25 protein-coding genes are annotated in these 23664 nt (G+C 40.9%); 19 read left to right on the top strand and 6 right to left on the bottom strand.

Features of this window, described 5'->3' with window-relative positions:
• Positions 1-115 precede the first annotated feature (115 nt).
• The gene (locus FNL97_RS12465) at positions 116-241 is read left to right on the top strand and encodes a GapA-binding peptide SR1P (RefSeq protein ID WP_062753540.1); all 126 of its coding nucleotides are present in this window, start codon (positions 116-118) and stop codon (positions 239-241) included.
• 146 nt (positions 242-387) lie between these two features.
• On the opposite strand, the gene FNL97_RS12460 is transcribed toward FNL97_RS12465, so the two are convergent.
• On the bottom strand, positions 388-1860 hold the full coding sequence (locus tag FNL97_RS12460; protein WP_062678297.1) for an aminotransferase class I/II-fold pyridoxal phosphate-dependent enzyme: 1473 nt from the start codon (positions 1858-1860) through the stop codon (positions 388-390).
• A gap of 189 nt (positions 1861-2049) precedes the next feature.
• Between FNL97_RS12460 and FNL97_RS12455 the strand changes: the two genes are divergently transcribed.
• The 4 genes from FNL97_RS12455 (at position 2050) to FNL97_RS12440 (ending at position 4562) form a co-directional block, all read left to right on the top strand.
• Positions 2050-3009: an NAD(P)H-dependent flavin oxidoreductase gene (locus tag FNL97_RS12455; RefSeq protein ID WP_143415881.1), complete on the top strand. Its 960-nt coding sequence runs from the start codon at positions 2050-2052 to the stop codon at positions 3007-3009.
• Between the two features lie 17 nt (positions 3010-3026).
• Positions 3027-3299, top strand: a complete 273-nt coding sequence (locus FNL97_RS12450) for a UPF0223 family protein (RefSeq protein WP_015863305.1) — start codon at positions 3027-3029, stop codon at positions 3297-3299.
• Between the two features lie 147 nt (positions 3300-3446).
• On the top strand, positions 3447-3635 hold the full coding sequence (locus FNL97_RS12445) for a YkzI domain-containing protein (protein ID WP_062678296.1): 189 nt from the start codon (positions 3447-3449) through the stop codon (positions 3633-3635).
• Positions 3636-3767: 132 nt separating this feature from the next.
• Positions 3768-4562, top strand: coding sequence for an inositol monophosphatase family protein (locus tag FNL97_RS12440; protein ID WP_015863307.1), 795 nt, complete (start codon positions 3768-3770; stop codon positions 4560-4562).
• A gap of 31 nt (positions 4563-4593) precedes the next feature.
• Here FNL97_RS12440 and FNL97_RS12435 read toward each other — a convergent pair whose 3' ends face one another.
• Positions 4594-4779, bottom strand: coding sequence for a DUF5325 family protein (locus FNL97_RS12435; RefSeq protein ID WP_015863308.1), 186 nt, complete (start codon positions 4777-4779; stop codon positions 4594-4596).
• Positions 4780-4898: 119 nt separating this feature from the next.
• Between FNL97_RS12435 and typA the strand changes: the two genes are divergently transcribed.
• The 3 genes from typA to FNL97_RS12420 are packed head-to-tail and all read left to right on the top strand — an operon-like array spanning position 4899 to position 7366.
• Positions 4899-6740: a translational GTPase TypA gene (gene typA / locus FNL97_RS12430; RefSeq protein ID WP_015863309.1), complete on the top strand. Its 1842-nt coding sequence runs from the start codon at positions 4899-4901 to the stop codon at positions 6738-6740.
• Between the two features lie 11 nt (positions 6741-6751).
• A complete protein-coding gene (locus FNL97_RS12425; RefSeq protein WP_041269843.1) occupies positions 6752-7069 on the top strand; it encodes a YlaH-like family protein in 318 nt (105 codons plus the stop codon).
• A gap of 12 nt (positions 7070-7081) precedes the next feature.
• A complete protein-coding gene (locus FNL97_RS12420) occupies positions 7082-7366 on the top strand; it encodes a hypothetical protein (protein WP_143415880.1) in 285 nt (94 codons plus the stop codon).
• Between the two features lie 51 nt (positions 7367-7417).
• Here the strand turns inward: FNL97_RS12420 and FNL97_RS12415 are convergent, their stop codons facing one another.
• Positions 7418-7618, bottom strand: coding sequence for a YlaI family protein (locus tag FNL97_RS12415; protein ID WP_015863312.1), 201 nt, complete (start codon positions 7616-7618; stop codon positions 7418-7420).
• Between the two features lie 116 nt (positions 7619-7734).
• On the opposite strand from FNL97_RS12415, the gene FNL97_RS12410 reads away from it, so the two are divergent.
• Entirely contained in the window at positions 7735-8190 is a 456-nt protein-coding gene (locus tag FNL97_RS12410) for a pyridoxamine 5'-phosphate oxidase family protein (RefSeq protein WP_015863313.1), read from the top strand.
• A gap of 36 nt (positions 8191-8226) precedes the next feature.
• Here the strand turns inward: FNL97_RS12410 and FNL97_RS12405 are convergent, their stop codons facing one another.
• On the bottom strand, positions 8227-8826 hold the full coding sequence (locus FNL97_RS12405; RefSeq protein ID WP_015863314.1) for a YhcN/YlaJ family sporulation lipoprotein: 600 nt from the start codon (positions 8824-8826) through the stop codon (positions 8227-8229).
• A gap of 134 nt (positions 8827-8960) precedes the next feature.
• Here FNL97_RS12405 and FNL97_RS12400 point away from each other — a divergent pair, with 134 nt between their 5' ends.
• Positions 8961-10292, top strand: a complete 1332-nt coding sequence (locus tag FNL97_RS12400; RefSeq protein ID WP_062678295.1) for a PhoH family protein — start codon at positions 8961-8963, stop codon at positions 10290-10292.
• Positions 10293-10330: 38 nt separating this feature from the next.
• Here FNL97_RS12400 and FNL97_RS12395 read toward each other — a convergent pair whose 3' ends face one another.
• Positions 10331-10843, bottom strand: a complete 513-nt coding sequence (locus tag FNL97_RS12395) for a hypothetical protein (protein ID WP_062678294.1) — start codon at positions 10841-10843, stop codon at positions 10331-10333.
• Positions 10844-11083: 240 nt separating this feature from the next.
• Here FNL97_RS12395 and FNL97_RS12390 point away from each other — a divergent pair, with 240 nt between their 5' ends.
• The 3 genes from FNL97_RS12390 to pyc all read left to right on the top strand — a co-directional run bounded on the left by FNL97_RS12390 (position 11084) and on the right by pyc (position 16247).
• Positions 11084-11377 (top strand): Fpa/YlaN family protein, encoded by a 294-nt coding sequence (locus FNL97_RS12390; protein WP_015863316.1) that lies wholly within the window; start codon positions 11084-11086, stop codon positions 11375-11377.
• 151 nt (positions 11378-11528) lie between these two features.
• Positions 11529-12740, top strand: a complete 1212-nt coding sequence (locus tag FNL97_RS12385) for an FtsW/RodA/SpoVE family cell cycle protein (protein WP_143416331.1) — start codon at positions 11529-11531, stop codon at positions 12738-12740.
• Positions 12741-12803: 63 nt separating this feature from the next.
• A complete protein-coding gene (pyc, locus tag FNL97_RS12380) occupies positions 12804-16247 on the top strand; it encodes a pyruvate carboxylase (protein WP_015863318.1) in 3444 nt (1147 codons plus the stop codon).
• Between the two features lie 34 nt (positions 16248-16281).
• Here pyc and FNL97_RS12375 read toward each other — a convergent pair whose 3' ends face one another.
• Complete coding sequence (locus FNL97_RS12375; protein WP_143415879.1) at positions 16282-17241, bottom strand: COX15/CtaA family protein; 960 nt, start codon at positions 17239-17241, stop codon at positions 16282-16284.
• A 459-nt stretch (positions 17242-17700) separates the two neighbouring features.
• Here FNL97_RS12375 and cyoE point away from each other — a divergent pair, with 459 nt between their 5' ends.
• From cyoE to ctaG, 6 genes are all read left to right on the top strand, one after another.
• On the top strand, positions 17701-18630 hold the full coding sequence (cyoE, locus tag FNL97_RS12370) for a heme o synthase (protein ID WP_143415878.1): 930 nt from the start codon (positions 17701-17703) through the stop codon (positions 18628-18630).
• Positions 18631-18720: 90 nt separating this feature from the next.
• Positions 18721-19791 (top strand): cytochrome c oxidase subunit II, encoded by a 1071-nt coding sequence (gene coxB, locus FNL97_RS12365; protein ID WP_143415877.1) that lies wholly within the window; start codon positions 18721-18723, stop codon positions 19789-19791.
• A 36-nt stretch (positions 19792-19827) separates the two neighbouring features.
• Positions 19828-21687 (top strand): cytochrome c oxidase subunit I, encoded by a 1860-nt coding sequence (gene ctaD, locus FNL97_RS12360; protein ID WP_143415876.1) that lies wholly within the window; start codon positions 19828-19830, stop codon positions 21685-21687.
• Positions 21687-22307 (top strand): cytochrome (ubi)quinol oxidase subunit III, encoded by a 621-nt coding sequence (locus tag FNL97_RS12355; RefSeq protein WP_143415875.1) that lies wholly within the window; start codon positions 21687-21689, stop codon positions 22305-22307. Before ctaD ends, FNL97_RS12355 begins: the two co-directional genes overlap by 1 nt.
• A gap of 4 nt (positions 22308-22311) precedes the next feature.
• Positions 22312-22644 (top strand): cytochrome c oxidase subunit IVB, encoded by a 333-nt coding sequence (gene ctaF / locus FNL97_RS12350; RefSeq protein WP_062678287.1) that lies wholly within the window; start codon positions 22312-22314, stop codon positions 22642-22644.
• A gap of 102 nt (positions 22645-22746) precedes the next feature.
• Positions 22747-23652, top strand: coding sequence for a cytochrome c oxidase assembly factor CtaG (gene ctaG, locus FNL97_RS12345; RefSeq protein ID WP_143416330.1), 906 nt, complete (start codon positions 22747-22749; stop codon positions 23650-23652).
• Positions 23653-23664 lie beyond the last annotated feature (12 nt).

The following is a 23664-nucleotide window of genomic DNA, read 5'->3' as shown; positions in this document are numbered from 1 at the left end:
CTTTTTTGATGAGTAAAAATTAAATGTGACATACAGATTAAGTGTTGACAGCATAAATGTGATATATTATTATTGAATTAGCTAATAAATATATCATCATAAAGGAGTTTTGGGGATGGGCACAATTGTATGTCAAACATGTGGTGCGACGATTGCACATTTTGAAGATGAAAAAGTGACAACGCTTTACGGAAAATGCTGCGGATGCGATTGCGACGAGGCTGAAGAAGAAGGAGAATAAAGAAAAGGTCAAACGATGGGGGAAGGTTTGGACATAGCGCGCATGTGAAAGGGGCACATGCGCGCATTTATTTTTTGGATAAAAAAAGCGTAAGCTAACTTGCTTACGCTTTTTTAACTTTCCCTGCTCTTAAAGGTGGGAGAAGTTCAACGGATTGGCTTATGTTCTTTAATGACACGCAATGTTTGTAACGTATCGTCCTCTGGCCCTTGCACCGGCAGACCGACTTCTAAGTTCTTTTTGATATAGTTTAAATTTTCTTCGGTAATAATTTCTCCAGGAATAAAAATCGGAATTCCTGGCGGATAAACCATAATAAATTCAGCAATAATCCGTCCTGCTGATTCTTCAAATGGGACAATTTCCGTTTCCGCGTAGAATGCATCACGCGGAGTTAATGCGAGAGTAGGGATGTCTGGCAATAATACTTTTGGTTTTACTCCTTTCGCCGCCTGATGGCGAAATTGTTCAGATAAATGGCGAAGGGCATTAACAAGCGCGTTCGTTTCCCGCTCTGTGTCGCCAGGTGTAATAATGCATAAAATGTTGTATAAATCGGATAATTCTACTTCAATGTTGTACATTTCGCGCAGCCATTTCTCGACGTCATATCCCGTTAAGCCTAGTTCTTTGACAGAGATGGTAAGCTTGGTTGGATCGTAATCATATGTTGCTTCCGTTCCTAGAATTTCTCTTCCGACACAATAAAGATAAGGGATTTCGTTTATTTGTTGCCGAGTCTTTTCGGCAAGCTGAATAGTTTTTTCAAAATGTTCCCGTCCTTGTGTAGCAAGCCATTTGCGTGCAACATCTAAAGAGGCTAACAACAAATAAGAAGTAGATGTTGTCGTTAGCATGCTTAAAATAGCTTGTACGTGTTTTGCGGATACGAGCCCTTCACGCACGTTTAAAATAGAGCTTTGCGTCAAAGAGCCACCTAGTTTATGGACGCTTGTTGCAGCCATATCCGCTCCGGCCTGCATGGCGGAAAGCGGAAGATCTTCATGAAAATGAATATGGACACCATGCGCCTCATCAACGAGAACAGGAACGTGGTAAGAATGAGCGATTTCAACAATTTTCTTTAAATCGCCAGAGATACCAAAATATGTTGGATTAATAACGAGAACACCTTTTGCATCGGGATGTTGCTTAAGTGCTTTTTCTACTGATTCCGGTGTAATTCCGTGTGAAATCCCGAGTTCCTTATCGATTTCCGGATGAATGAAAATCGGTATTGCACCAGAAAAGACAATGGCAGACATGATCGATTTATGCACGTTACGCGGAACGATGATTTTGTCGCCAGGCCCAACTACCGACATCACCATTGCCATAATGGCACCGCTTGTTCCTTGGACAGAAAAAAATGTATAATCAGCCCCAAATGCCTCAGCGGCTAACTCTTGAGCGCGCTTGATAATGCCTTTTGGGTGGTGAAGATCATCAAGAGGACCGATATTAATCAAATCCATCGATAGCGCATTTTCTCCAATAAAATCACGAAACTCATGGTCCATCCCTGCGCCTTTTTTATGGCCAGGAATATGAAATTGAATAGGGTTTTTCTTAATATGCTCTAATAGACCAGTGAACAATGGTGTTTCAAACTGTGACAATGTTTTTTCACACCTCTTTTTGCATAAAAATAAAACAAATGCATTATAGCATTTATTTTTTTATTTGCAAAGCATTATTTAATCATTAATGAATGTGAAATTTTTTACTACACATAAATTGAGAATAAAAAAGGAAAATAGGCATGTCAACAAGAAACATAGTATACTAGATTAAAAGGAGGGACAAAAATGATTTGGAAAACAAGAGTAACGGAATTGCTTGGAATTACATATCCGATTATTCAAGGAGGACTTGCTTATTTAGCTTACTCTGATTTAGCAGCCGCGGTTTCTAACGCCGGAGGCTTAGGACAAATTACGGCGATGTCGCTGGAAAGCCCGGAGCGATTGCGCGAGGAAATTCGCAAAGTAAAAGAAAAAACAGACCGTCCTTTCGGAGTGAACTTTGCGATTGGACAACATGACCGCCCTTTTCAACATATGCTCGAAGCCGCATTGGAAGAAGGAGTGCCAGTCGTTTCCGTCACAGGTGGGAATCCGGCCCCGTTTTTTGAACAGCTAAAAGGAACAAACGTGAAAAAACTGGTGCTGGTTGCCGCTGTTCGCCAAGCCGTAAAAGCGGAGGAACTTGGCGCGGACGCTGTCATGGTAGTGGGTCAAGAAGGCGGTGGTCATTTAGGAAAATACGATATAGGAACATTTGTTCTTGTCCCGAAAGTAGTGGAATCCGTTTCTATCCCTGTTATTGCTTCGGGAGGCATCGGAGACGGCCGCGGGTTGATGGCGGCATTAGCGCTTGGCGCAGAAGGAATTGAAATGGGAACGAGATTTATTGCTACAAAAGAGTGTGTTCATGCCCATCCGATCTATAAAGAGATGCTTGTTAACGGCTCTGAATATGATACCGTTGTGATTAAACGCAGTTTAGGAGCACCCGGTCGTGCCATTGCCAATGAATGGACGAAAAAAATTTTAGAAATAGAAGAACAAGGCGGGACATATGAACAACTAAAAGAATATATTAGTGGGGAAGCGAATCGCCGTTTTATTTATGAAGGAAAAATAAACGAAGGTTTTGCATGGGCTGGACAAGTGATGGGATTAATTAAAGATGTGCCAACAGTGGCAGAATTGTTTGAGCGAATGATTAACGAGGCGGAACAAATCCGGCGCAGATGGGCAAACTAATGCTGGAGGTGTCGGTGATGAATTATTCATACCCGTTTTCTTATGACTGGTCAACGCAAGAAATTATTGATGTTATCAAATTTTTCGAAGCGATTGAAACTGTTTACGAAAAAGGAATGGAACGGGAAAAGCTTATGAACATTTATCGTCGCTTTAAAGAAATTGTTCCGAGTAAAAGTGAAGAAAAAAAACTATGTGATGAATTTGAACAAGCAAGCGGATATTCGTCCTATCGCGTCATGAAAAAAGCGAAAGAAGCACAAAACGGCGATTGGATTAGAATGGAATAACATGGTAAAAAAAGTAGACGAATACACAAATTTGTTGCATACCCCCCTTTTCTAACATAATATATATAAAACAAAATAAGTATCAGAAAATTCGGGTATTTATATGACGGTTTTTCGGGGATTATATGGAAAGGGGTGCCCATGCTCATGAAAAGAACAATGAATTCTGTAAAGCGTGCGGACGGGGATAAGCGAATAGCGGTATTACGTCTTGAATTAGATTATGAATTAGCGACTCTTTATGAGGCGATGATGGAAAACGATGAAGAAAAGAAAAAAGAGTGTAAACGGAGATTAGAAAAGTTACGTCAAGAGTTAATGCGCCTTCAAGTATAACAGAACATTCAAGGCGAACCACACCAACGGTTCGTTTTTTTCTTGAGCGATATAGGCACCTCTTTTTCTTTACGGGGGATTCCGATGTATTATATGCTAATTACATACGCTGCAGAAATCAGGAGGATGAATATGCAGGAAAAATGGAAAGAAATAGATGAGTGTATCCGACAATGGATAAAGGAAGCGGGAACAAGAATTCTCGCTACATTTGATAAAAAGTTGACGATCGAAACAAAATCACATCGAAATGATTTAGTGACGAATGTGGACCGCGAAGTAGAGCAATTTTTTATTGAAAAAATAAGAAAAACGTTTCCCGACCATCACGTGTTAGGCGAAGAGGGATTCGGTGATGAAATTGCAACGCTTCAAGGGATTGTTTGGATTATCGATCCGATTGATGGTACGATGAATTTTATTCATCAAAAACGAAACTTTGCCATTTCAATTGGGGTTTTTGAAAATGGGGTAGGAGTTCTTGGGTATGTATACGATGTCGTACATGATGAACTATATGCGGCACGAAAAGGAGAAGGAGCTTTTCTTAATGATCAACCGCTGGCGCGTTTAGAGCCGGTATCTGTTTCCGAAGCCATTATTTCCTTAAATGCAACGTGGATAACTGAAAATAAACGAATTGATCCAAATGTATTAGCTCCGCTTGTAAAAGATGCGAGGGGAACGCGTTCGTACGGATCGGCTGCGTTAGAAATGGCATACGTTGCAGCGGGACGTTTAGATGCATATATTACAATGAGGTTGTCGCCGTGGGATTTTGCCGGCGGACTTGTGCTTGTTCAAGAAGTCGGTGGCATCGTGACAAATTTATACGGCGAGCCGCTTAATTTGCTTACAAAAAACTCTGTATTTGTTTCAAAGCCAGGATTGCATGAAGAAATTTTGCAAAAATATATACATCGCTGAAAACGGGACAAATCATTCGGTTGTCCCGTTTTTAAAGCATTCCTTTTTCTCGCATTCGTTTTTTTCGGGCAAATCCGATGCCGATAATTATGAATAAAGCGATAATTGAAATAATAATACCAATCATACTTTGTTCCGCAATAAAAATGCCGATGGCCATGATTGCTATTACTGCAAATATAGCCAATAGAAACGATACAGGCTGAAATTGTTTCATCCCAATCCCCTCTTTCATATTGTTTATCGGTTTTTCTTTAGTCTACACGAAAACATACCGCTTTTCTATCCTCTTTATGATATAATAAACGAGCAATTTACGTATAGGAGTGACTAACATTGACAAGAAGAGAAGATCTTCGTAATATTGCCATTATTGCTCACGTTGATCATGGTAAAACAACGTTAGTCGATCAATTGCTGCGTCAATCGGGAACGTTTCGTGCCAATGAACATGTCGAGGAACGCGCATTAGATCGAAACGATTTAGAAAGAGAACGCGGGATTACCATTTTAGCCAAAAATACAGCGATTCGTTATAAAGGAATGCGCATTAATATTTTAGATACGCCAGGACATGCCGATTTCGGCGGGGAAGTAGAACGAATTATGCGGCTTGTGGATGGTGTTTTGCTTGTCGTTGACGCGTATGAGGGGTGTATGCCGCAAACGCGTTTTGTGCTGAAAAAGGCGCTCGAACAACAGCTTACTCCCATTGTCGTTATCAATAAAATTGACCGGGAGTTTGCGCGACCAGAGGAAGTGGTCGATGAAGTCATCGATTTATTTATCGAATTAGGCGCGTCGGAAGATCAGCTTGAGTTTCCGGTTGTATACACGTCAGCATTAAACGGTACGGCAAGTTTGGACCCTCACAAACAAGAAGCGGATATGACCGCATTGTTCGAAACGATTATTAAGCATATTCCTGCACCGATTGATAATCGGGAAGAACCGTTGCAATTTCAAGTGGCGTTGCTTGATTACAATGAGTACGTTGGGCGCATCGGAATTGGCCGTATCTTTCGCGGCACGATGAAAGTCGGACAACAAGTAGCGCTGATGAAACTAGATGGTTCTGTCAAAACGTTTCGTGTAACAAAATTATTTGGGTTTATCGGCTTAAAGAGGATCGAAATCACGGAAGCAGAAGCAGGAGATATTGTTGCAGTGGCGGGAATGGAAGACATTAACGTCGGGGAAACGGTATGTCCATTGGATCATCAGGAAGCGTTGCCGCCGCTTCGCATTGATGAACCAACATTGAAAATGACGTTTTTAGTCAATAATAGCCCATTTGCCGGACGCGAAGGAAAATATGTGACGGCGAGAAAGTTGGAAGAACGCCTGCGCACTCAATTGGAGACGGACGTAAGCTTGCGGGTGGAAAACACTGATTCTCCTGATGCGTGGATTGTTTCTGGACGAGGAGAGCTTCATTTATCGATCTTAATTGAAAATTTGCGGCGGGAAGGTTATGAACTGCAAGTATCTAAGCCGGAAGTCATTATGAAAGAAATCGGCGGAGTGCTTTGTGAGCCGGTCGAACGGGTAATCATTGATATTCCTGAAGAATATACCGGGGCGATCATGGAATCGATCGGTATGCGCAAAGGCGAGCTGGTGGATATGATCCATAACGAAAACGGACAAGTTCGTCTCATCTTTATGGTGCCTTCGCGCGGTTTAATTGGCTATCGAACAGAATTTATGTCATTGACACGCGGATACGGAATTTTAAACCATTCATTTGACCATTATGCGCCGGCACAAAGCGGACAGGTAGGCGGCCGCCGCCAAGGGGTATTAATTTCCATGGAGACAGGAAAAGCGACGGCATATGGAATTATGCAAGTGGAAGACCGCGGTACCATTTTTGTGGAGCCTGGAACCGAAGTGTACGAAGGAATGATTGTTGGCGAGCATACGCGCGAAAACGATTTAGTCGTCAACATTTGTAAAGAAAAACATGTAACAAACATCCGTTCTTCGACAAAAGAGCAAACCGTTACGATGAAAAAGCCGCGTTTGATGACGCTCGAAGAAGCGTTGGAATACTTAAATGATGATGAGTATTGTGAAGTAACACCAAAGTCGATTCGCCTGCGCAAAAAAATATTGAACAAAAGCGAGCGAGAAAAAATGGAAAAGAAAAAGAAAGCCGCTAAGCAGGCGAAATAGGGGGGAAGATGGTGAACGTTATAGAGCGCCTTACCTTTTTTGCTTCGTTATATAAAGTGCATACAAATCCAGAACAAGGAATGTGGCTTCTTTATATTACCATATTGATTTTATCGGTTATTGTTTATCGCCTTGGTTTTGCGAAAAAATTGCCATTGTTGAAAAATGTCATTATTTATGTGCTGTTAGCATTAGGCTGCACGATTTTAACGTTTTTTGCGGTATTTTTACCTGTCGCGGAAGGGTTGGTCGTTGCGGCTCTCGTATTAGTGATTTATAAAATTCGTCTATATCAATCGAAAAAGCATGAGGTAAATGAACAAAAATAAGGCGGTGGAACCATGAAGTCGCTGCAAGAGGCTCTTTATAATTGGTTAACTATTTATGTCGTGGCCGAAGCACGTCCAGATGATATAGCAGCGCAAGAAACCGTTGACTTTTTTAGGGAAATATTAAAGCACGATTTTAACATAACAAAGGTGGAAGTAAAAAAAGAAGATATGTATATCGTCGCGTATGAGAGAGACGGAGAGCAAAAATCAGCTCGTTTTCCAATGGAATTGATTGAGGCGATGCTTAGGCAAATAGAAGAAGCGCCTGAAAAATATCGCAATTATCCTTCCTAAAAAACGCCGGGTGATTACCCCCGGCGTTTTTTATCGATTTACGCAAAGTTTTTACCATTCATCGTTTGGCAGTTTCGAGCGATATATACGAAATTTTCCGGTTGCTAGGCGCGCCTTTGTTTTTTCGGCAATCCGATGATAACATTCCTCGCACATGTATGTGTGAATAGGACGGTTGCGCAGCCGTTTCGCAAGCAATGATTCATCGTCGATCGTATCAATTCGGTCGCAAAGAACACATTTGACTCTCATTGTACACCTCGTCGCTTTATTCAATCTTTTTTTTTATTATATCATGAATCTGAAAGGTTTTTTACTTTTCCGTTTTAATGTATGATAAACGGAGAATAGTCTTAGGAGGGATGATCATGCCAAATAAAGTTGAACCTGCATTAACGGAACCGTTATTTCAAGCATTACAAAAAGAACGTTTTGTAACTATAGCGACTATCGACCATGAAACGGGAGGGCCAAATGTCAGCGCGATTTCATGGATTTACGCCCCTAACGAAGAGCATATTTATTTTGCTGTCGACAATCGTTCCCGGATTATCCAAAACATTCGTAATAATCCGTCTATTGTTGTGAATATTATCGCTAACGAATCAACCTACTCGATTAGCGGGAAAGCGCATATTAAAGCAGAGAAAATAGAGGGCGTTCCACTTAAGTTGGCATTAGTGGATATTACTATTAGTGAAGTGCGTGATGTTATGTTTTACGGTTCCAAAATTGTAGAAGAACCAAAATATGAAAAAACGTACGATGCGCAAGCGGCAGCTAAACTGGACAATCAAGTAATGACCGCTCTTCGCAATGCATAAATAAGGAGCTTAGCTAATTACGGCTAAGCTCCTTACTTATTTATTTAAATATTCGTTGGACTGTTTTTCTTGATGGTTATTAAGCTGCTCTTCCTCACGCTTATTTAATTGCGAATCATTTTGTTCGGTTGGTTCCGGTGGCGTTGTTTCAAACAAATCGCTCGGAACTTCCGGCATGACGCGTCCGACGATATCCGCGATTTCGTTCATAAATGCTTGAACAGGCCGCCCATTATCAACTTGATTGACAATATTTTTTAACCGAGTGTATAAATCGGGGTCGGCAATGATGATTGAATTTGCTCCATACGGATCTTTTTGCAACGTTTCTGCGACAGAATATTTAATTGTGCCGACACGTGAAGCGTCGATATTTGCATCAATATCGATACCAACGATCGCGTATTTTCCGACAACAAGAGCGGTAGCATCGTTTACGTTTGGAACGCGCTTAGCTAAATTCGCTAGACGATGGGCAATTTCTTGTCCGGATTTATTCGTTACTTTTTCATCAACCGTATTTCGTACACGGACAAGCGAGCGATCCGCATCGCGCCCCGCTTCGTCATTTCCTATATTGCACCCACCTAATAAACCAATACATATCGCTATAAGCAAATATCGTCTCCAGTTCATTCCTTTTACACCTCTATCTTAATTTTTTATTTTATTTTGTCATCATTCTTCTATCTTTATACATTTCCTCATATCTTATATAACAACGATCCCGTCCAAATATAAAAAAATGTAAAATAGGGGGGCGCGGAATTTTGGGAGAAAAAATATATGTGTTAGATACGAATGTCCTATTACAAGATCCGTATTCCATCTTCTCGTTTGAAGATAATGAAGTTGTCATTCCAGCGGTTGTGTTAGAAGAAGTCGATTCGAAAAAGCGATATATGGATGAAGTAGGGAGAAACGCGCGGCAAGTATCCAAGCTTATCGATCGTCTTCGTGAAAATGGAAAACTACATGAAAAAATCCCACTTGAAAACGGCGGAGTGTTGCGCATTGAATTAAATCATCGTTCATTTCATCAGCTTCAAGAAATTTTCGTAGAAAAGACGAATGATAATCGCATTTTAGCAGTTGCCAAAAACTTATCTCTCGAGGAACAAGCAAAGGAAAACGGCCGTTCCGTTATTTTAGTAAGCAAGGATGCACTTGTCCGAGTGAAGGCAGATGCAATTGGGCTGCAAGCAGAAGACTTTTTAAGCGACCGTGTCGTCGATATTGATCATATTTACACTGGGTTTCTCGAGCTATACATAGGAACCGAGCATTTGCAGCGGTTTTATGAAAAGAGGGAACTCGTTTTAGCGGATATTGCCAATCATCCATTTTACCCAAATCAATTTATTATTATGAAAGATGCTTTTGGCGGCTCCGCTTCCGCACTCGGTATTGTCGACCATAGCGGCAAAAAAGTCCAAAAACTTTCGTTTCACTATGAACATATATGGGGAATTCGCCCGCGCAACGTACAACAGACGATGGCGTTTGAACTGCTTATGCGTGATGATATACAGCTTGTGACATTGATTGGCAAAGCAGGCACAGGAAAAACACTTCTTGCTCTTGCCGCAGGATTGATGCAGACGGAAGATTTGCGTACGTATAAAAAGCTGCTCATTGCGAGGCCAATCGTTCCAATGGGAAAAGATATTGGTTTTTTGCCTGGGGAAAAAGAAGAAAAATTGCGCCCATGGATGCAACCTATTTTTGATAATTTGGAGTATTTGTTTAATACAAAAAAAACGGGGGAGTTGGATGCGATTTTAGCAGGAATGAGCTCGATTGAAGTAGAAGCGCTCACATATATACGCGGACGCAGCCTGCCGGAGCAGTTTATCATCATTGATGAGGCGCAAAATTTAACGAAACATGAAGTAAAAACAATTTTAACGCGAGCTGGTGAGAAAAGTAAAATCATTTTAATGGGAGATCCGGAACAGATTGATCATCCGTATTTGGACGAATATAATAATGGATTAACATACGTCGTTGAAAAATTTAAAGATCAAAAAATTGCCGGGCATGTCCGTCTTGTAAAAGGAGAGCGTTCCGCATTAGCGCAGCTTGCTGCTGATATATTGTAAAAAAAAGCTGGATGTCCCATCAGTTGGGACATCCAGCGTTAACGGACAATGAAGCGGCGTATATGAGTAATTGGTGTTTTGCGATTGGAACCGTCGCCAAAATAAAAATGAACTGGCCCATCTTCTCTTAACGGTTTTCCATCTTTGGAAAAGCCGAGAATGGCCTTATAAGCTTGTTCGAGCGGAACGGTTACTTCATTATGTTCAGTCACAATGGTTAGTTCCTTTGCATCCGGGAGCGGTTCGGCATTTTGCAAAAATGGAGCAAGCGGCATTGCAAATGTTCCTGTAATAATTTTTTCTTTTAAGTAACGTTTTTCTGTCTTCAATGTCGGTGGAAAAACGGCACCTTCTTGAATTTCCCGATCCCAAAAAGCAGATAGTTTTTTGATTTCCTCTTCTTCTTCCTGTTGCTCGTTTTGAAGTTGTTCATGAGATGGTTTCAAGAAATATGTGTTCAAATCTATTTTGCGGTCATCAAAAATCCATACCCCTGGATCGAGTGTGATCGTAAATTTTACATTCCCTGTTATCAGAATAATATCGCTCATTTTCCATCCTCTCCTCTACATCAGCTGCTGTTTTTAGTATAATGGTTAATGGATAGTTTGTCATGCGTCAGGTGTCTGGATATGTCTCTTTTTTCGCCAAAGCCTGGTGGTCATTGCATAAATGCGGCTTTACTTAGCGTATATCGTATTTGTTTGTTATAAGCGCTGACAAGTGTTTCAACTTGCAAAATTGTGTATTTCACGTTAAGATTTAAAGAAGGATTAGGGGAGAACGGAGGGATGGATGTGACAGATGATGCCATTAACTATCGTGAAAAAGCGTACGCGCTTCTTCAAGCAGACGCGGATAAAATTGTAAAACTCATTCAAGTACAAATGGATAACTTGACAATGCCAAAATGTCCACTCTATGAAGAAGTACTTGATACACAAATGTTTGGTTTATCGCGGGAGATTGATTTTGCGGTCCGTCTCGGGCTTGTGGATGAGAAGGAAGGGAAGGCGCTGCTTGACCGATTAGAGCGGGAACTTTCGGCGCTTCATGAGGCTGTGACAAAAAAGCGCGTACGATAAAAATAAATGCTAACTCAAACGGTTGAAAGGTGCAATCGTTTGAGTTTTTCTGTTTTTTAGAAGGAAAACAATGTTTGAATACGAATCATTTTAATATAATAACTATTCATCATGATTAAACATCTATACTAGCGAATAAGGAAGAGGAATGATGGATAAGGAATTAATCAAAAAGATTATGAAATGTTACGATTATCCGCTTATTATTGCAGTCGTTATGCTTTCGCTATTTGGATTGATTATGGTATATAGTTCAAGCATGATTTCCGCCGTTATCCGCTTTGAAGTGCCAAGCGACTATTTTTATCAGCGGCAAAAGTTATGGCTCATTGTATCATTTATTTGTTTTTTCGTTACGCTTATTGTCCCGTATAAAGTATGGGCGAATGAAAAAATGGTAAAAGTGATCTTTTTTGGATCGCCGCTGATGCTAACAGCAGTTGCTTTTCTAGGCCATACCGCAAATAACGCAACAAGCTGGTTTCGAATCGGGGCGTTAAGCTTGCAACCGGCGGAGCTTGTGAAACTGGGATTAATTGTTTACTTGGCAGCGGTATTTGCGAACAAACAAAAAAGACTGGCGGAGCCTGTTAAAAGTAATTTATTTCCAATTTACTATACGTTATTTATTTGTTTTTTAATCGCCATTCAGCCTGATTTTGGTACGGCGATGATTGTAATGGCGATCGCTGCTTGTTTAATTTTTTCGTCAGGATTGAGACTTCGCTTATTGTTTAAGCAGTTGTTATTTTTTATCCTTGTTATTGCATTGGCGTCTCCAATTATTTTTCCTCTTTTCGGTGATAAAATTTTTTCAGAAGAGCGAATGTCACGGATTTATAGTTTTTTAGATCCGTTTAAATATGCCAATGACGAAGGTTTTCAGCTTGTTAATTCCTATTTGGCAATTGGATTAGGAGGAATAAAAGGATTAGGGCTGGGAAAAAGCATTCAAAAATATGGCTATTTACCTGAGTCGCACACCGATTTTATTATGTCCATTATTGCCGAAGAACTAGGGCTTTTTGGGGTAACATTTACATTAGGCCTTTTAGCTTTTATTGTGTTAAGAGGGTTATGGATTGCGAGAAAATGCAATGACGCGTTTGGCAGCCTTCTTGCGATCGGAATTTCTGCCATGATTGGCATTCAAACGTTTATTAATGTTGGTGGTGTGACAGGAGTGATACCAATTACTGGAGTTCCATTGCCGCTTGTTAGTTATGGAGGTTCCTCGCTCATGCTATTTATGACCTCCCTTGGAGTGCTTGTCAATGTATCGATGTTTACGAAATACGAACAAAGTTATAAACGAAAGGGAAAAAACGTGAAAAAATTGCAAGAAAGAGGTCTGACTTTTTAGAAAAGATATTTACAAAAAGGGAAAACCATTATAGTTTTATTAGAAAGGAGGAGAAGATAGACTATGAAAACGCGTCGAATTAACAAAGTACTTGTCGCAAACCGTGGAGAAATCGCCATTCGTGTCTTCCGTGCCTGCACAGAGCTAGGCATTCGCACCGTTGCTATTTACTCGAAGGAAGACACTGGCTCTTATCATCGCTATAAAGCGGATGAAGCATATTTAGTCGGCGAAGGAAAAAAACCGATTGAAGCGTATTTAGATATCGAAGGGATTATTGAAATTGCCAAAGCTCACGATGTCGATGCGATTCATCCGGGATATGGTTTTCTTTCGGAGAATATTCAATTTGCCAAACGATGCAGAGAAGAAGGAATTATTTTTATCGGTCCGAATGAAGAGCATTTAGATATGTTTGGCGATAAAGTGAAAGCACGCCATCAAGCGGAATTAGCAGGAATTCCAGTCATTCCGGGAAGCGATGGACCGGTGCATAGTTTAGAAGAAGTGGTGCGTTTTGCAGAAACATATGGTTACCCGATTATTATTAAAGCTGCCCTAGGAGGCGGCGGACGCGGAATGCGCATCGTTCGCTCTAAATCGGAAGTGAAAGAAGCGTACGAACGAGCAAAATCGGAAGCGAAAGCCGCATTTGGCAGCGATGACGTGTATGTGGAAAAACTAATTGAAAGACCAAAACATATTGAAGTGCAAATTTTAGGCGATTATGAAGGGAATATTGTCCATCTTTATGAACGTGACTGCTCTGTACAGCGCCGTCATCAAAAAGTGGTGGAAGTGGCGCCGAGCGTCTCGCTATCGGATGAATTGCGGCAGAGAATATGTGAAGCTGCGGTCAAACTCATGAAAAATGTAGGGTATGTGAACGCGGGAACGGTAGAGTTTCTCGTGTCTGGCAACGATTTTTATTTCATCGAAGTCAATCCGCGCATTCAAGTGGAACATACGATTACGGAAATGATCACCGGAATCGATATTGTTCAATCGCAAATTTTGATCGCCGATGGCTATTCGCTTCATAGCAAAGAAGTCGGCATTCCGAAACAAGAAGATATTCGCATTAACGGGTATGCGATTCAATCTCGTGTAACAACGGAAGATCCGCTTAACAATTTCATGCCAGATACAGGAAAGATTATGGCATATCGTTCCGGCGGCGGGTTTGGCGTGCGCCTAGACGCAGGCAACGGATTCCAAGGAGCAGTCATCACTCCGTATTACGACTCATTGCTTGTGAAAGTGTCTACATGGGCGCTGACGTTTGAACAAGCCGCGAGGAAAATGTTGCGAAATTTGCGGGAGTTCCGAATCCGTGGAATTAAAACAAATATTCCATTTTTAGAAAATGTCGTGCAACATCCAAAGTTTTTATCAGGAGAATATGATACATCGTTTATTGATACGACGCCGGAACTGTTTGTGTTCCCGCGCCGAAAAGACCGCGGTACAAAAATGCTGACATATATCGGTACCGTTACAGTAAACGGTTTCCCGGGCATCGGCAAAAAGAAAAAACCAGTTTTTGATAAGCCGCGCATTCCGAAAATAAGCTATAAAGAGCCAATTCCGAGCGGGACGAAACAAATTCTCGATAAACAAGGTGCAGAAGGGCTTGTTAAATGGATTAAGGAACAAGATCGCGTATTATTGACGGATACGACATTCCGCGACGCACATCAATCGCTGCTTGCAACGCGCGTGCGCACAGTCGATTTGGTCCGTATTGCTGAGCCAACGGCGCGCTTATTGCCAAACTTATTCTCGCTAGAGATGTGGGGAGGAGCGACGTTTGACGTTGCTTACCGCTTTTTAAAAGAAGATCCGTGGGACCGCTTGTTAAAATTGCGGGAACGAATTCCAAATATTTTGTTCCAAATGCTATTGCGTTCTGCGAATGCGGTTGGATATAAAAACTATCCAGACAATGTGATTCGTGAATTTGTTGAAAAGTCAGCGCAAGCGGGAATTGATGTGTTCCGCATTTTTGACAGTTTAAACTGGGTAAAAGGAATGACGGTGGCCATTGACGCCGTTCGGCAAACAGGCAAAATCGCTGAAGCGGCCGTTTGTTATACAGGAGATATTTTAGATCCGAGCCGTCCGAAGTATAATCTTGATTATTATAAAGCAATCGCCAAAGAATTGGAGCAAGCGGGAGCACATATTTTGGCCATTAAAGATATGGCTGGCTTATTAAAGCCAGAAGCCGCTTATGTGCTTATTTCTGCTTTGAAAGAGACCGTTGATATTCCGATCCATCTTCATACACACGATACGAGCGGAAATGGCATTTATATGTATGCGAAGGCGATTGAAGCTGGAGTAGATATCGTTGACGTTGCGGTTAGCTCCATGGCAGGCTTAACTTCGCAGCCGAGCGCCAATACACTTTATTACGCTTTAGAAGGAACAAAACGCGCGCCGGAGATGAATATACAAGGACTTGAACAGCTATCTCGTTATTGGGAAGATGTGCGCAAATTTTACCAAGAGTTTGAAAGCGGCATGAACGCTCCGCATACAGAAGTGTATATGCACGAAATGCCTGGCGGTCAATATAGCAACTTGCAGCAACAAGCAAAAGCAGTTGGACTTGGCGACCGTTGGGACGAAGTGAAGGAAATGTATCGCCGTGTGAACGATATGTTTGGGGATATTGTCAAAGTAACTCCATCCTCAAAAGTTGTCGGTGATATGGCACTTTATATGGTACAAAATAATTTAACCGAACAAGACGTTTTTGAACGTGGCGAAACACTTGATTTTCCGGATTCTGTAGTTGAGTTTTTCGAGGGATATTTAGGACAACCATACGGAGGATTTCCAAAAGAATTGCAGCGCATTATTTTAAAAGGGCGTGAACCGATTACGGTTCGGCCTGGGGAATTACTAGAGCCGGTAGATTTTGAAAAATTAAGAGAAGAGTTATATCATACGCTTGACCGTGAAGTGACGGATTTTGATGTGCTTGCTTATGCCCTTTATCCGAAAGTATTTTTAGAATATGCGGAAACGGTCAAAAAATATGGCGATATTTCTGTTCTTGATACGCCGACATTTCTGTATGGAATGCGTCTAGGAGAGGAAATCGAAGTTGAAATTGAAAAAGGAAAAACGCTCATTGTCAAACTAGTTTCCATTGGACAGCCGCAGGCGGATGGCACACGCGTCGTTTATTTTGAGTTGAACGGGCAACCGCGCGAGGTCATTATCCGCGATGAAAGCATTAAATCGGCGGTCGTGGAACGGATCAAAGCGGATCGTACGAATCCTAACCATATCGCTGCTACGATGCCGGGAACGGTAGTGAAAGTGTTAGTGGAAAAAGGTGAAAAAGTGAATAAAGGCGATCATTTAATGATTACAGAAGCGATGAAGATGGAAACAACTGTACAAGCACCATTTGCTGGGATTATTAAAGACATTTATGTAAAAAATGGAGATGCCATTCAGGCAGGAGACTTACTAATTGAATTAACAAAATAAATAAAAAAGCGCTTGGGTGATTCCAAGCGCTTTTTTATTTGAGCAACATAGATGGAACGGTGTTTGTGCTGCGGCTTACCTCTTGCGCTTTTTGTTTATTATATTTGCTTCGTACAGCAAGCATCACTAAATAGCTAAGAACGCCGAATAAACAAGAAATAAAGAAGGCATGTGCCAAAGCAATATACAAATCCAATTGTGTCAATACGATCAGTGTTCCTGTTATCATTTGTAATAACACGAGGACGAGGGAAATGATCCATCCCCAGTAAACGACACGTTGATGTTTATAATATTTCACCGCCTGGATCGTTGCGATAGAAATCCAAATGATCATAATCGCTGCGGCAAGGCGATGTCCCATTTGAACCCATTCGTGAAGCTGCACAGGGATAATGCGTGTTTTTGAGCAAATCGGCCAACTCGGACATGCTAAACTTGCATCCATATGGCGTACTAATGCCCCAGTATAGACAACGACATAACAGTAGATGATGATGCCGTAAATGTGGAATTTCATTTTTCGATCAAGCACTAATGACTGGGCGTCGAATTTTTTATCCACCTCAAAAATGAGCAATGTTAATAAAAAAACAGCAGCAAATGAAATAAGAGAAATACCAAAATGCAATGCAAGCACAAAATCAGATTGTCCCCAAACGACAGCGGCAGCACCGATTAACCCTTGTAAAACAAGAAACACAAACGAAACGATAGCTAAAAATTTTGTTTCGCGAATATGCCCTATAGCACGCCATGCCCAAACGGATAAAATCAGCACCATCATGCCAGCCAAACCGGATACGAGCCGATGGCTTAATTCAATAACGAGTTCAGGGGTAATTTGCGAAGGGATTAGCTGACCGTGGCAAAGCGGCCATGATCGTCCGCACCCCATGCCGGATTCGGTTTTTGTTACGAGCGCCCCGCCGATGAGGACAAATAGCATTGCCAACGTTGTGACCGATGCAAACCATTTTAAAGAACGTTGCAAAATCTTCACCTTCTTATATTGAGAAATCATTAATTTGTCAATAATTTAGTAAAGTATACATTTATCTTACAAAAAAGAAATTGTAAGAGCAATTTCGCCAATATCATTTTACATGATGCCGAAAGAAAAACAAACTGATATTTACATATTGAATAAGTTCATTATGTTTGCTAGAAATATAATAGGATAAGCAATAAAAGCGTTTTCTCTTGATGGAGAGAATAATACGTTTTTTGTAATTCGAAAATTTGACACAAATTATTCAAAAAAAGTTCACATTATGTCATAAAAATGTGATTTAATATAAAGAGAAAATAGGTTTTTTTGTTCTAATGGAAGAAATACTTTCCTGCAATGATGATTTGCCATGTGTTATGATATGATGGAGATGAAGAAAATTTGTTATATGGCACCGTCTATTATGTAAAAAGTTGACGGTGCGATAGGAGGAACGGGTGAATGGCTAATTTAAAAGCAATACATGAACAAGCTGCTCATTCGGGTGAAGGCTCGCGTGCAAATATAAGATCCATTTGGAAAGAGTTTTCGTCGGTCGTGAAAATCGGAATTGTTAATTCGAATCTAATTACGACATTCACTGGATTATGGTTAGCTCTCTATTTTATGGGAGAAGGTTTTTTGGAAAATCTTCATATTGTATTTTTTACGCTGTTTGGTTCCGCACTTGTTATAGCTGGTTCGTGTAGCATCAATAATTTCATTGACCGTGACATCGACCAGTTTATGGAACGAACAAAAACGCGGCCGACAGTAACAGGGACAATGGAAGCGAAGCGAGTATTGTGGCTCGGAATTATATTCATAACAGTAGGGACGCTCAGCTTGTTAATGACAACGGTCACTGCTGCTATTGTTGGGTTAATTGGCGCTATTACTTATATATTTTTTTATACGATGTGGTCGAAGCGAAATTACACATTGAATACAGTGATTGGAAGTGTTTCTGGAGCCATCCCTCCAGTTATTGGCTGGACTGCGGTGGATCCTAATTTCCATGTCGTTCCTCTTGTTTTATTTTTGATTATGTTTATATGGCAGCCACCGCACTTTTTGGCATTGGCGATGAAACGATGCGAAGAGTATCGGGAGGCAGGCATTCCAATGCTTCCAGTTGTTCATGGTTTTGCGATGACAAAGCGGCAAATCGTTGTATGGGTTGCGTGCTTATTGCCACTGCCATTTTATTTGTTCTCATTAGGCGTGCCGTTTTTAACTGTTGCTACGTTGTTAAACGTAGGATGGCTTGCATTGGGACTTTATGGGTTTAAAATGAAAGACGACTTAAAGTGGGCGAAGTGGATGTTTATTTATTCCCTTAACTATTTGACGATTTTATTTGTAGCAATGGTTATCGCTACCCTTTGGTAAATGGAGTTCGTTTAAAATTCTTTCCATAAAGAGAAAGAATTCATATAAAATTTTTTATTTCATCAATAGAAAGAGGGGTTTGATTAGGCTATGAAGAAATGGCTACATAACTGGCGCTTATTTTCTCTTTTTAGCATGATAGCGCTTCTGTTAGCTGGCTGCGGCAAGCCGTTTTTATCGACGCTTCAGCCGGCGGGTGAAGCAGCAGACACACAATTTTCACTGATGCTGCTTAGCACAGCCATTATGGTACTCGTTATTGTTGTTGTAACGATTATCTTTGTATACGTTGTCATTCGTTTCCGGCAACGTAAGGGTGAGGAAAACAAAATTCCAAAACAAGTAGAAGGAAATCATAAACTTGAAGTTCTTTGGACTGTTATTCCGATTATTCTTTTGCTTATTTTGGCAGTTCCGACGGTTGCTGCGACTTTTAAACTCGCAGACGTCAAACCGATGAACAAAGAAAAGCGCGATAAAGATACTCTTGTTGTCAATGTTCGCGCAAACCTTTACTGGTGGGAGTTTGAATATCCTGATTATGGCGTAATTACAAGCCAAGATTTAGTAGTTCCAACCGACGAGCGGGTATATTTTAACTTAAAAGCATCCGACGTAAAACACTCGTTCTGGGTTCCTGCAGTTGGCGGGAAAATGGATACAAATACAGAAAACAAAAACCAATTTTGGCTAGAATTTGATCAAAAGGCAGCAGAAAAAGCAGGTGGCATTTTCTACGGAAAATGTGCAGAGCTTTGCGGCCCTTCCCATGCATTGATGGACTTCAAAGTAAAAGCAGTTCCTAGAGAAGAATTTGATCAATGGATTGAAAAAATGAAAAACGCGAAAAAACCAGTTGTGACAGATCCGGTTGCTAAGCAGGGAGAAGAAATTTTCAATAAAAGCTGTATTGGCTGTCACGCGGTTACTCCAATTGACAAACGTCCAGAACAAGCGCGTACAGCGCCAAACTTGGCCAACTTCGGCGATCGCGAGCGCATTGCCGGTATTTTAGAACATAATGAAGAAAACCTAAAGAAATGGCTAAAAGATCCTGAAAGTGTGAAACCTGGAAATAAAATGACAGGAACATATGGTAAATTAACGGATGAACAAATCGATGCTTTAACGAAATATTTAATGAGCCTAAAGGTTGAATAACAAGCGGGATTTCTATAAAAAAGGAGGTTTAAATCCGTGAGTACAGCAGCTCGTAAAAAGAGCCTAATATGGGATTACCTTACAACCGTTGACCATAAAAAAATTGCCATCCTTTACTTAATTGCCGGCGGTATTTTCTTCATCATGGGTGGTATCGAGGCTCTAATTATTCGTATTCAGCTTGCGGTGCCTAACAACGATTTTGTTAGCGCGGGTCTTTATAATGAAATGATTACGATGCATGGTACGACAATGATTTTCTTGGCAGCAACACCGTTATTATTCGCGTTGATGAATGCGATTGTTCCGATTCAGATCGGTGCGCGTGACGTTGCGTTTCCGTTCTTAAACGCGTTAGGTTTTTGGTTATTCTTTTTCGGGGGACTTTTCCTAAACTGTTCTTGGTTTTTAGGCGGAGCTCCTGATGCGGGTTGGACGTCTTACGCTTCGCTATCATTGGAATCACCAGGACACGGAATTGACTTTTACTTATTAGGTTTGCAGGTTTCCGGTTTCGGTACATTAATTAGCGGTATTAACTTCCTAGTAACAATCGTTAATATGCGTGCCCCGGGCATGACATACATGCGTATGCCAATGTTTACTTGGGCAACATTCGTTGCTTCTGCGTTAATCTTATTTGCGTTCCCGCCATTAACGATTGGCTTGCTTTTACTGATGTTGGACCGGTTATTTGGCGGTAACTTCTTCGATCCGGCGTTAGGCGGCAACACGATTATTTATGAACACTTATTCTGGATTTTCGGTCACCCAGAAGTATATATCCTAGTATTGCCGGCATTCGGTATTTTCTCTGAAATTATCTCGACTTTCTCTAAAAAACGTTTATTCGGATACTCTTCCATGGTATTTGCGATTGTATTAATCGGCTTTTTAGGATTCATGGTGTGGGCGCACCACATGTTTACAACTGGTATGGGACCAGTTGCGAACGCGATTTTTGCGGTTGCAACAATGGCCATTGCTGTTCCGACAGGTATTAAAATCTTTAACTGGTTATTCACGATGTGGGGCGGAAACATCCGCTTTACAACACCAATGTTGTATGCTATTGGGTTTATTCCTTCCTTCGTTATCGGTGGAGTAACCGGGGTTATGAACGCAACAGCACCAGCTGACTATCAATATCATGACAGCTATTTCGTTGTTGCTCACTTCCACTATGTCATTGTTGGTGGGGTAGTATTCGCTATATTAGCCGGTACGCATTATTGGTGGCCAAAAATGTTTGGTCGAATGTTAAATGAAACGCTTGGCAAAATTACATTCTGGCTATTCTTTATCGGCTTCCATTTAACGTTCTTTATTCAACACTTCCTTGGCTTAATGGGTATGCCTCGCCGCGTATTTACATTCTTGCCGGGTCAAGGTTTGGAAACTGGAAACTTAATTAGTACAATTGGCGCATTCTTTATGGCTACAGCTACAATAGTTCTTGTAATCAATATTGTCATTACAACGGTTAAAGGCAAAAAAGCGGAAGCAGATGCTTGGGGAGACGGACGTACGCTTGAGTGGGCGGTTTCATCTCCAGCACCTGAGTATAACTTTGCGCAAACTCCGCTTGTCCGCGGTTTAGATGCTTACTGGCTAGAGAAAATGGAAGGTAACAAAGGCTTAACTCCGGCGGAACCGCTTGGAGACATCCATATGCCAAATCCTTCATTCTTGCCGTTTGTCATTTCACTTGGGCTGTTTATCGCTTCATTCGGTTTCTTGTATCATAACGATTACTCTTGGGGCTTACCGGTAGCAATTCTTGGATTAGTGATTACCTTTGGTTCTATGTTCTTACGTTCGATCATTGACGACCATGGTTTCCACATTCATAAAGACGAAATTATCGAAGCGGAGAAAAAGGGGGTTAAGGCATAATGCACGTGGAAGAAAAATTAACGGCGGAAACATTCCCCGCATCCCCTGAAAGAGCCACCATCGAAGGGAAAAATAAGTTTTTAGGATTTTGGTTTTTCCTAGGGGGAGAGACAGTTCTTTTCGCCTCCCTCTTTGCCACTTTCATAGCTCTTAGAGACAAAACAGCTGGGGGGCCGACGTCCGAGGAATTGTTTCAAATGCCGCTCGTGTTTGTTGCTACAATGCTCTTATTAACAAGTAGCTTAACGAGCGTTTACGCTATCTATCACATGAAAAACTTTGACTTTAAGAAGATGCAGCTTTGGTTTGGCGTTACTGTATTGTTAGGCCTCGGCTTCTTAGGATTAGAAATTTTCGAGTTCTATGAGTATGTACATGAAGGTTTAAAATATTCAACAAGCGCCTTCTCATCTGCTTTTTATACGCTAGTCGGTCTGCACGGCAGCCACGTTGCATTCGGATTGGCATGGATTTTGACATTAATGATTCGCAATGCCAAACGCGGGCTAAACTTATATAATGCGCCAAAATTTTACGTGGCAAGTCTTTACTGGCACTTTATTGACGTCGTATGGGTATTCATTTTTACCGTTGTATACCTAATGGGAATGGTGGGGTGAATATATGGTGAATCAAGCAAATTCTGGAAATGAGCGCGTTGATTTAGCATATCGCCGCAAAAAAAATGCGGAGGAAATGAAACACCAAGTTATTTCCTTTGTATTAATGATTTTGCTAACATTAATCTCGTTTGCTGCGGTCGGTTATGATAAATTTTCACATTGGTTTTCAATTCCATTTATTCTTCTTCTTGCCGTAGTACAAGTAGCATTTCAATTGTATTATTTCATGCATATGAGCCATAAAGGACATGAAATGCCAGCAGTGTTCATGTATGGCGGTGTATTTGTAGCCTTCTTGACTATTTGGGCATTTATGACAGTTGTTTGGTGGTAAAAAAGAGGGGAAATCAGCGTATGCTGGTTCCCCTTTTTCAACATGGAATACGAAATGACGATATAGTATAATATTGCTTGGAAAAGAATCGAGGTGAAAATGATGATCGCATCATTGCAGATGTTTGGATTCCGTGCATTGTGGAGCCCGTTTTTTCTTTTGTTCCTCTTATGCATTGCAGTTATATATATGCTTATTGTTGGTCCATGGCGACATAAGTTTACAGACGAAGGACCAGCTACGCCAAAGCAAAAAGCTTATTTTTTAACAGGGATTGTTCTTCTTTACCTTTGTAAAGGGTCGCCGATTGATTTGCTTGGCCATTTAATGTTTAGCGCACATATGGTACAAATGGCTGTTCTATATTTAATTATTCCGCAATGTTTTATTTTAGGAATTCCTAACTGGTTATATGAACGTATGTTTGCAGTAAGGGCTGTGAAAAAAACTTTTTTGTTTTTTACCAAACCGCTTATTGCTCTTCTATTGTTTAACGGGCTGTTTTCGTTTTATCATGTTCCATTGATTTTTGATGTCATCAAAACAAATGCTTTATATCATGCGGTTGTCACCACTGCCATTTTTATCGTAGCGTTTTTTATGTGGTGGCCGCTAGTGAACAAATTACCACAATGGCAAACAATTTCAGGTCTAAAAAAAGTTGGGTACATTTTCGCTGATGGGGTATTGTTAACGCCAGCATGCGCATTAATTATTTTTGCAAATTCGCCGTTGTACCAGACGTATACCGACCCGCAAGCATGGCTTACCGCTCTACAATTATGTGTACCTAAGGGGACATTAGCGTCGTTGAATTTAACAGGGCCGCAAATGTTTTTATCAATGTCACCGCTTCATGATCAGCAGCTTGGCGGAGTGCTAATGAAAATCATTCAAGAAATTGTTTATGGTACAGTGCTCTTTTTCGTCTTTATGGAATGGTACCGAAAAGAACAAGAAAAGGAAAAGTTGGAAACCATTGCATCCCCACAACCTTCTGAGTCGTAATGTTTTATCGAA

Source organism: Geobacillus sp. E263 (genome assembly GCF_007197795.1).
GTDB classification, from domain to species: domain Bacteria; phylum Bacillota; class Bacilli; order Bacillales; family Anoxybacillaceae; genus Parageobacillus_B; species Parageobacillus_B toebii.
This window is presented reverse-complemented; position numbering and strand designations above follow the sequence as displayed.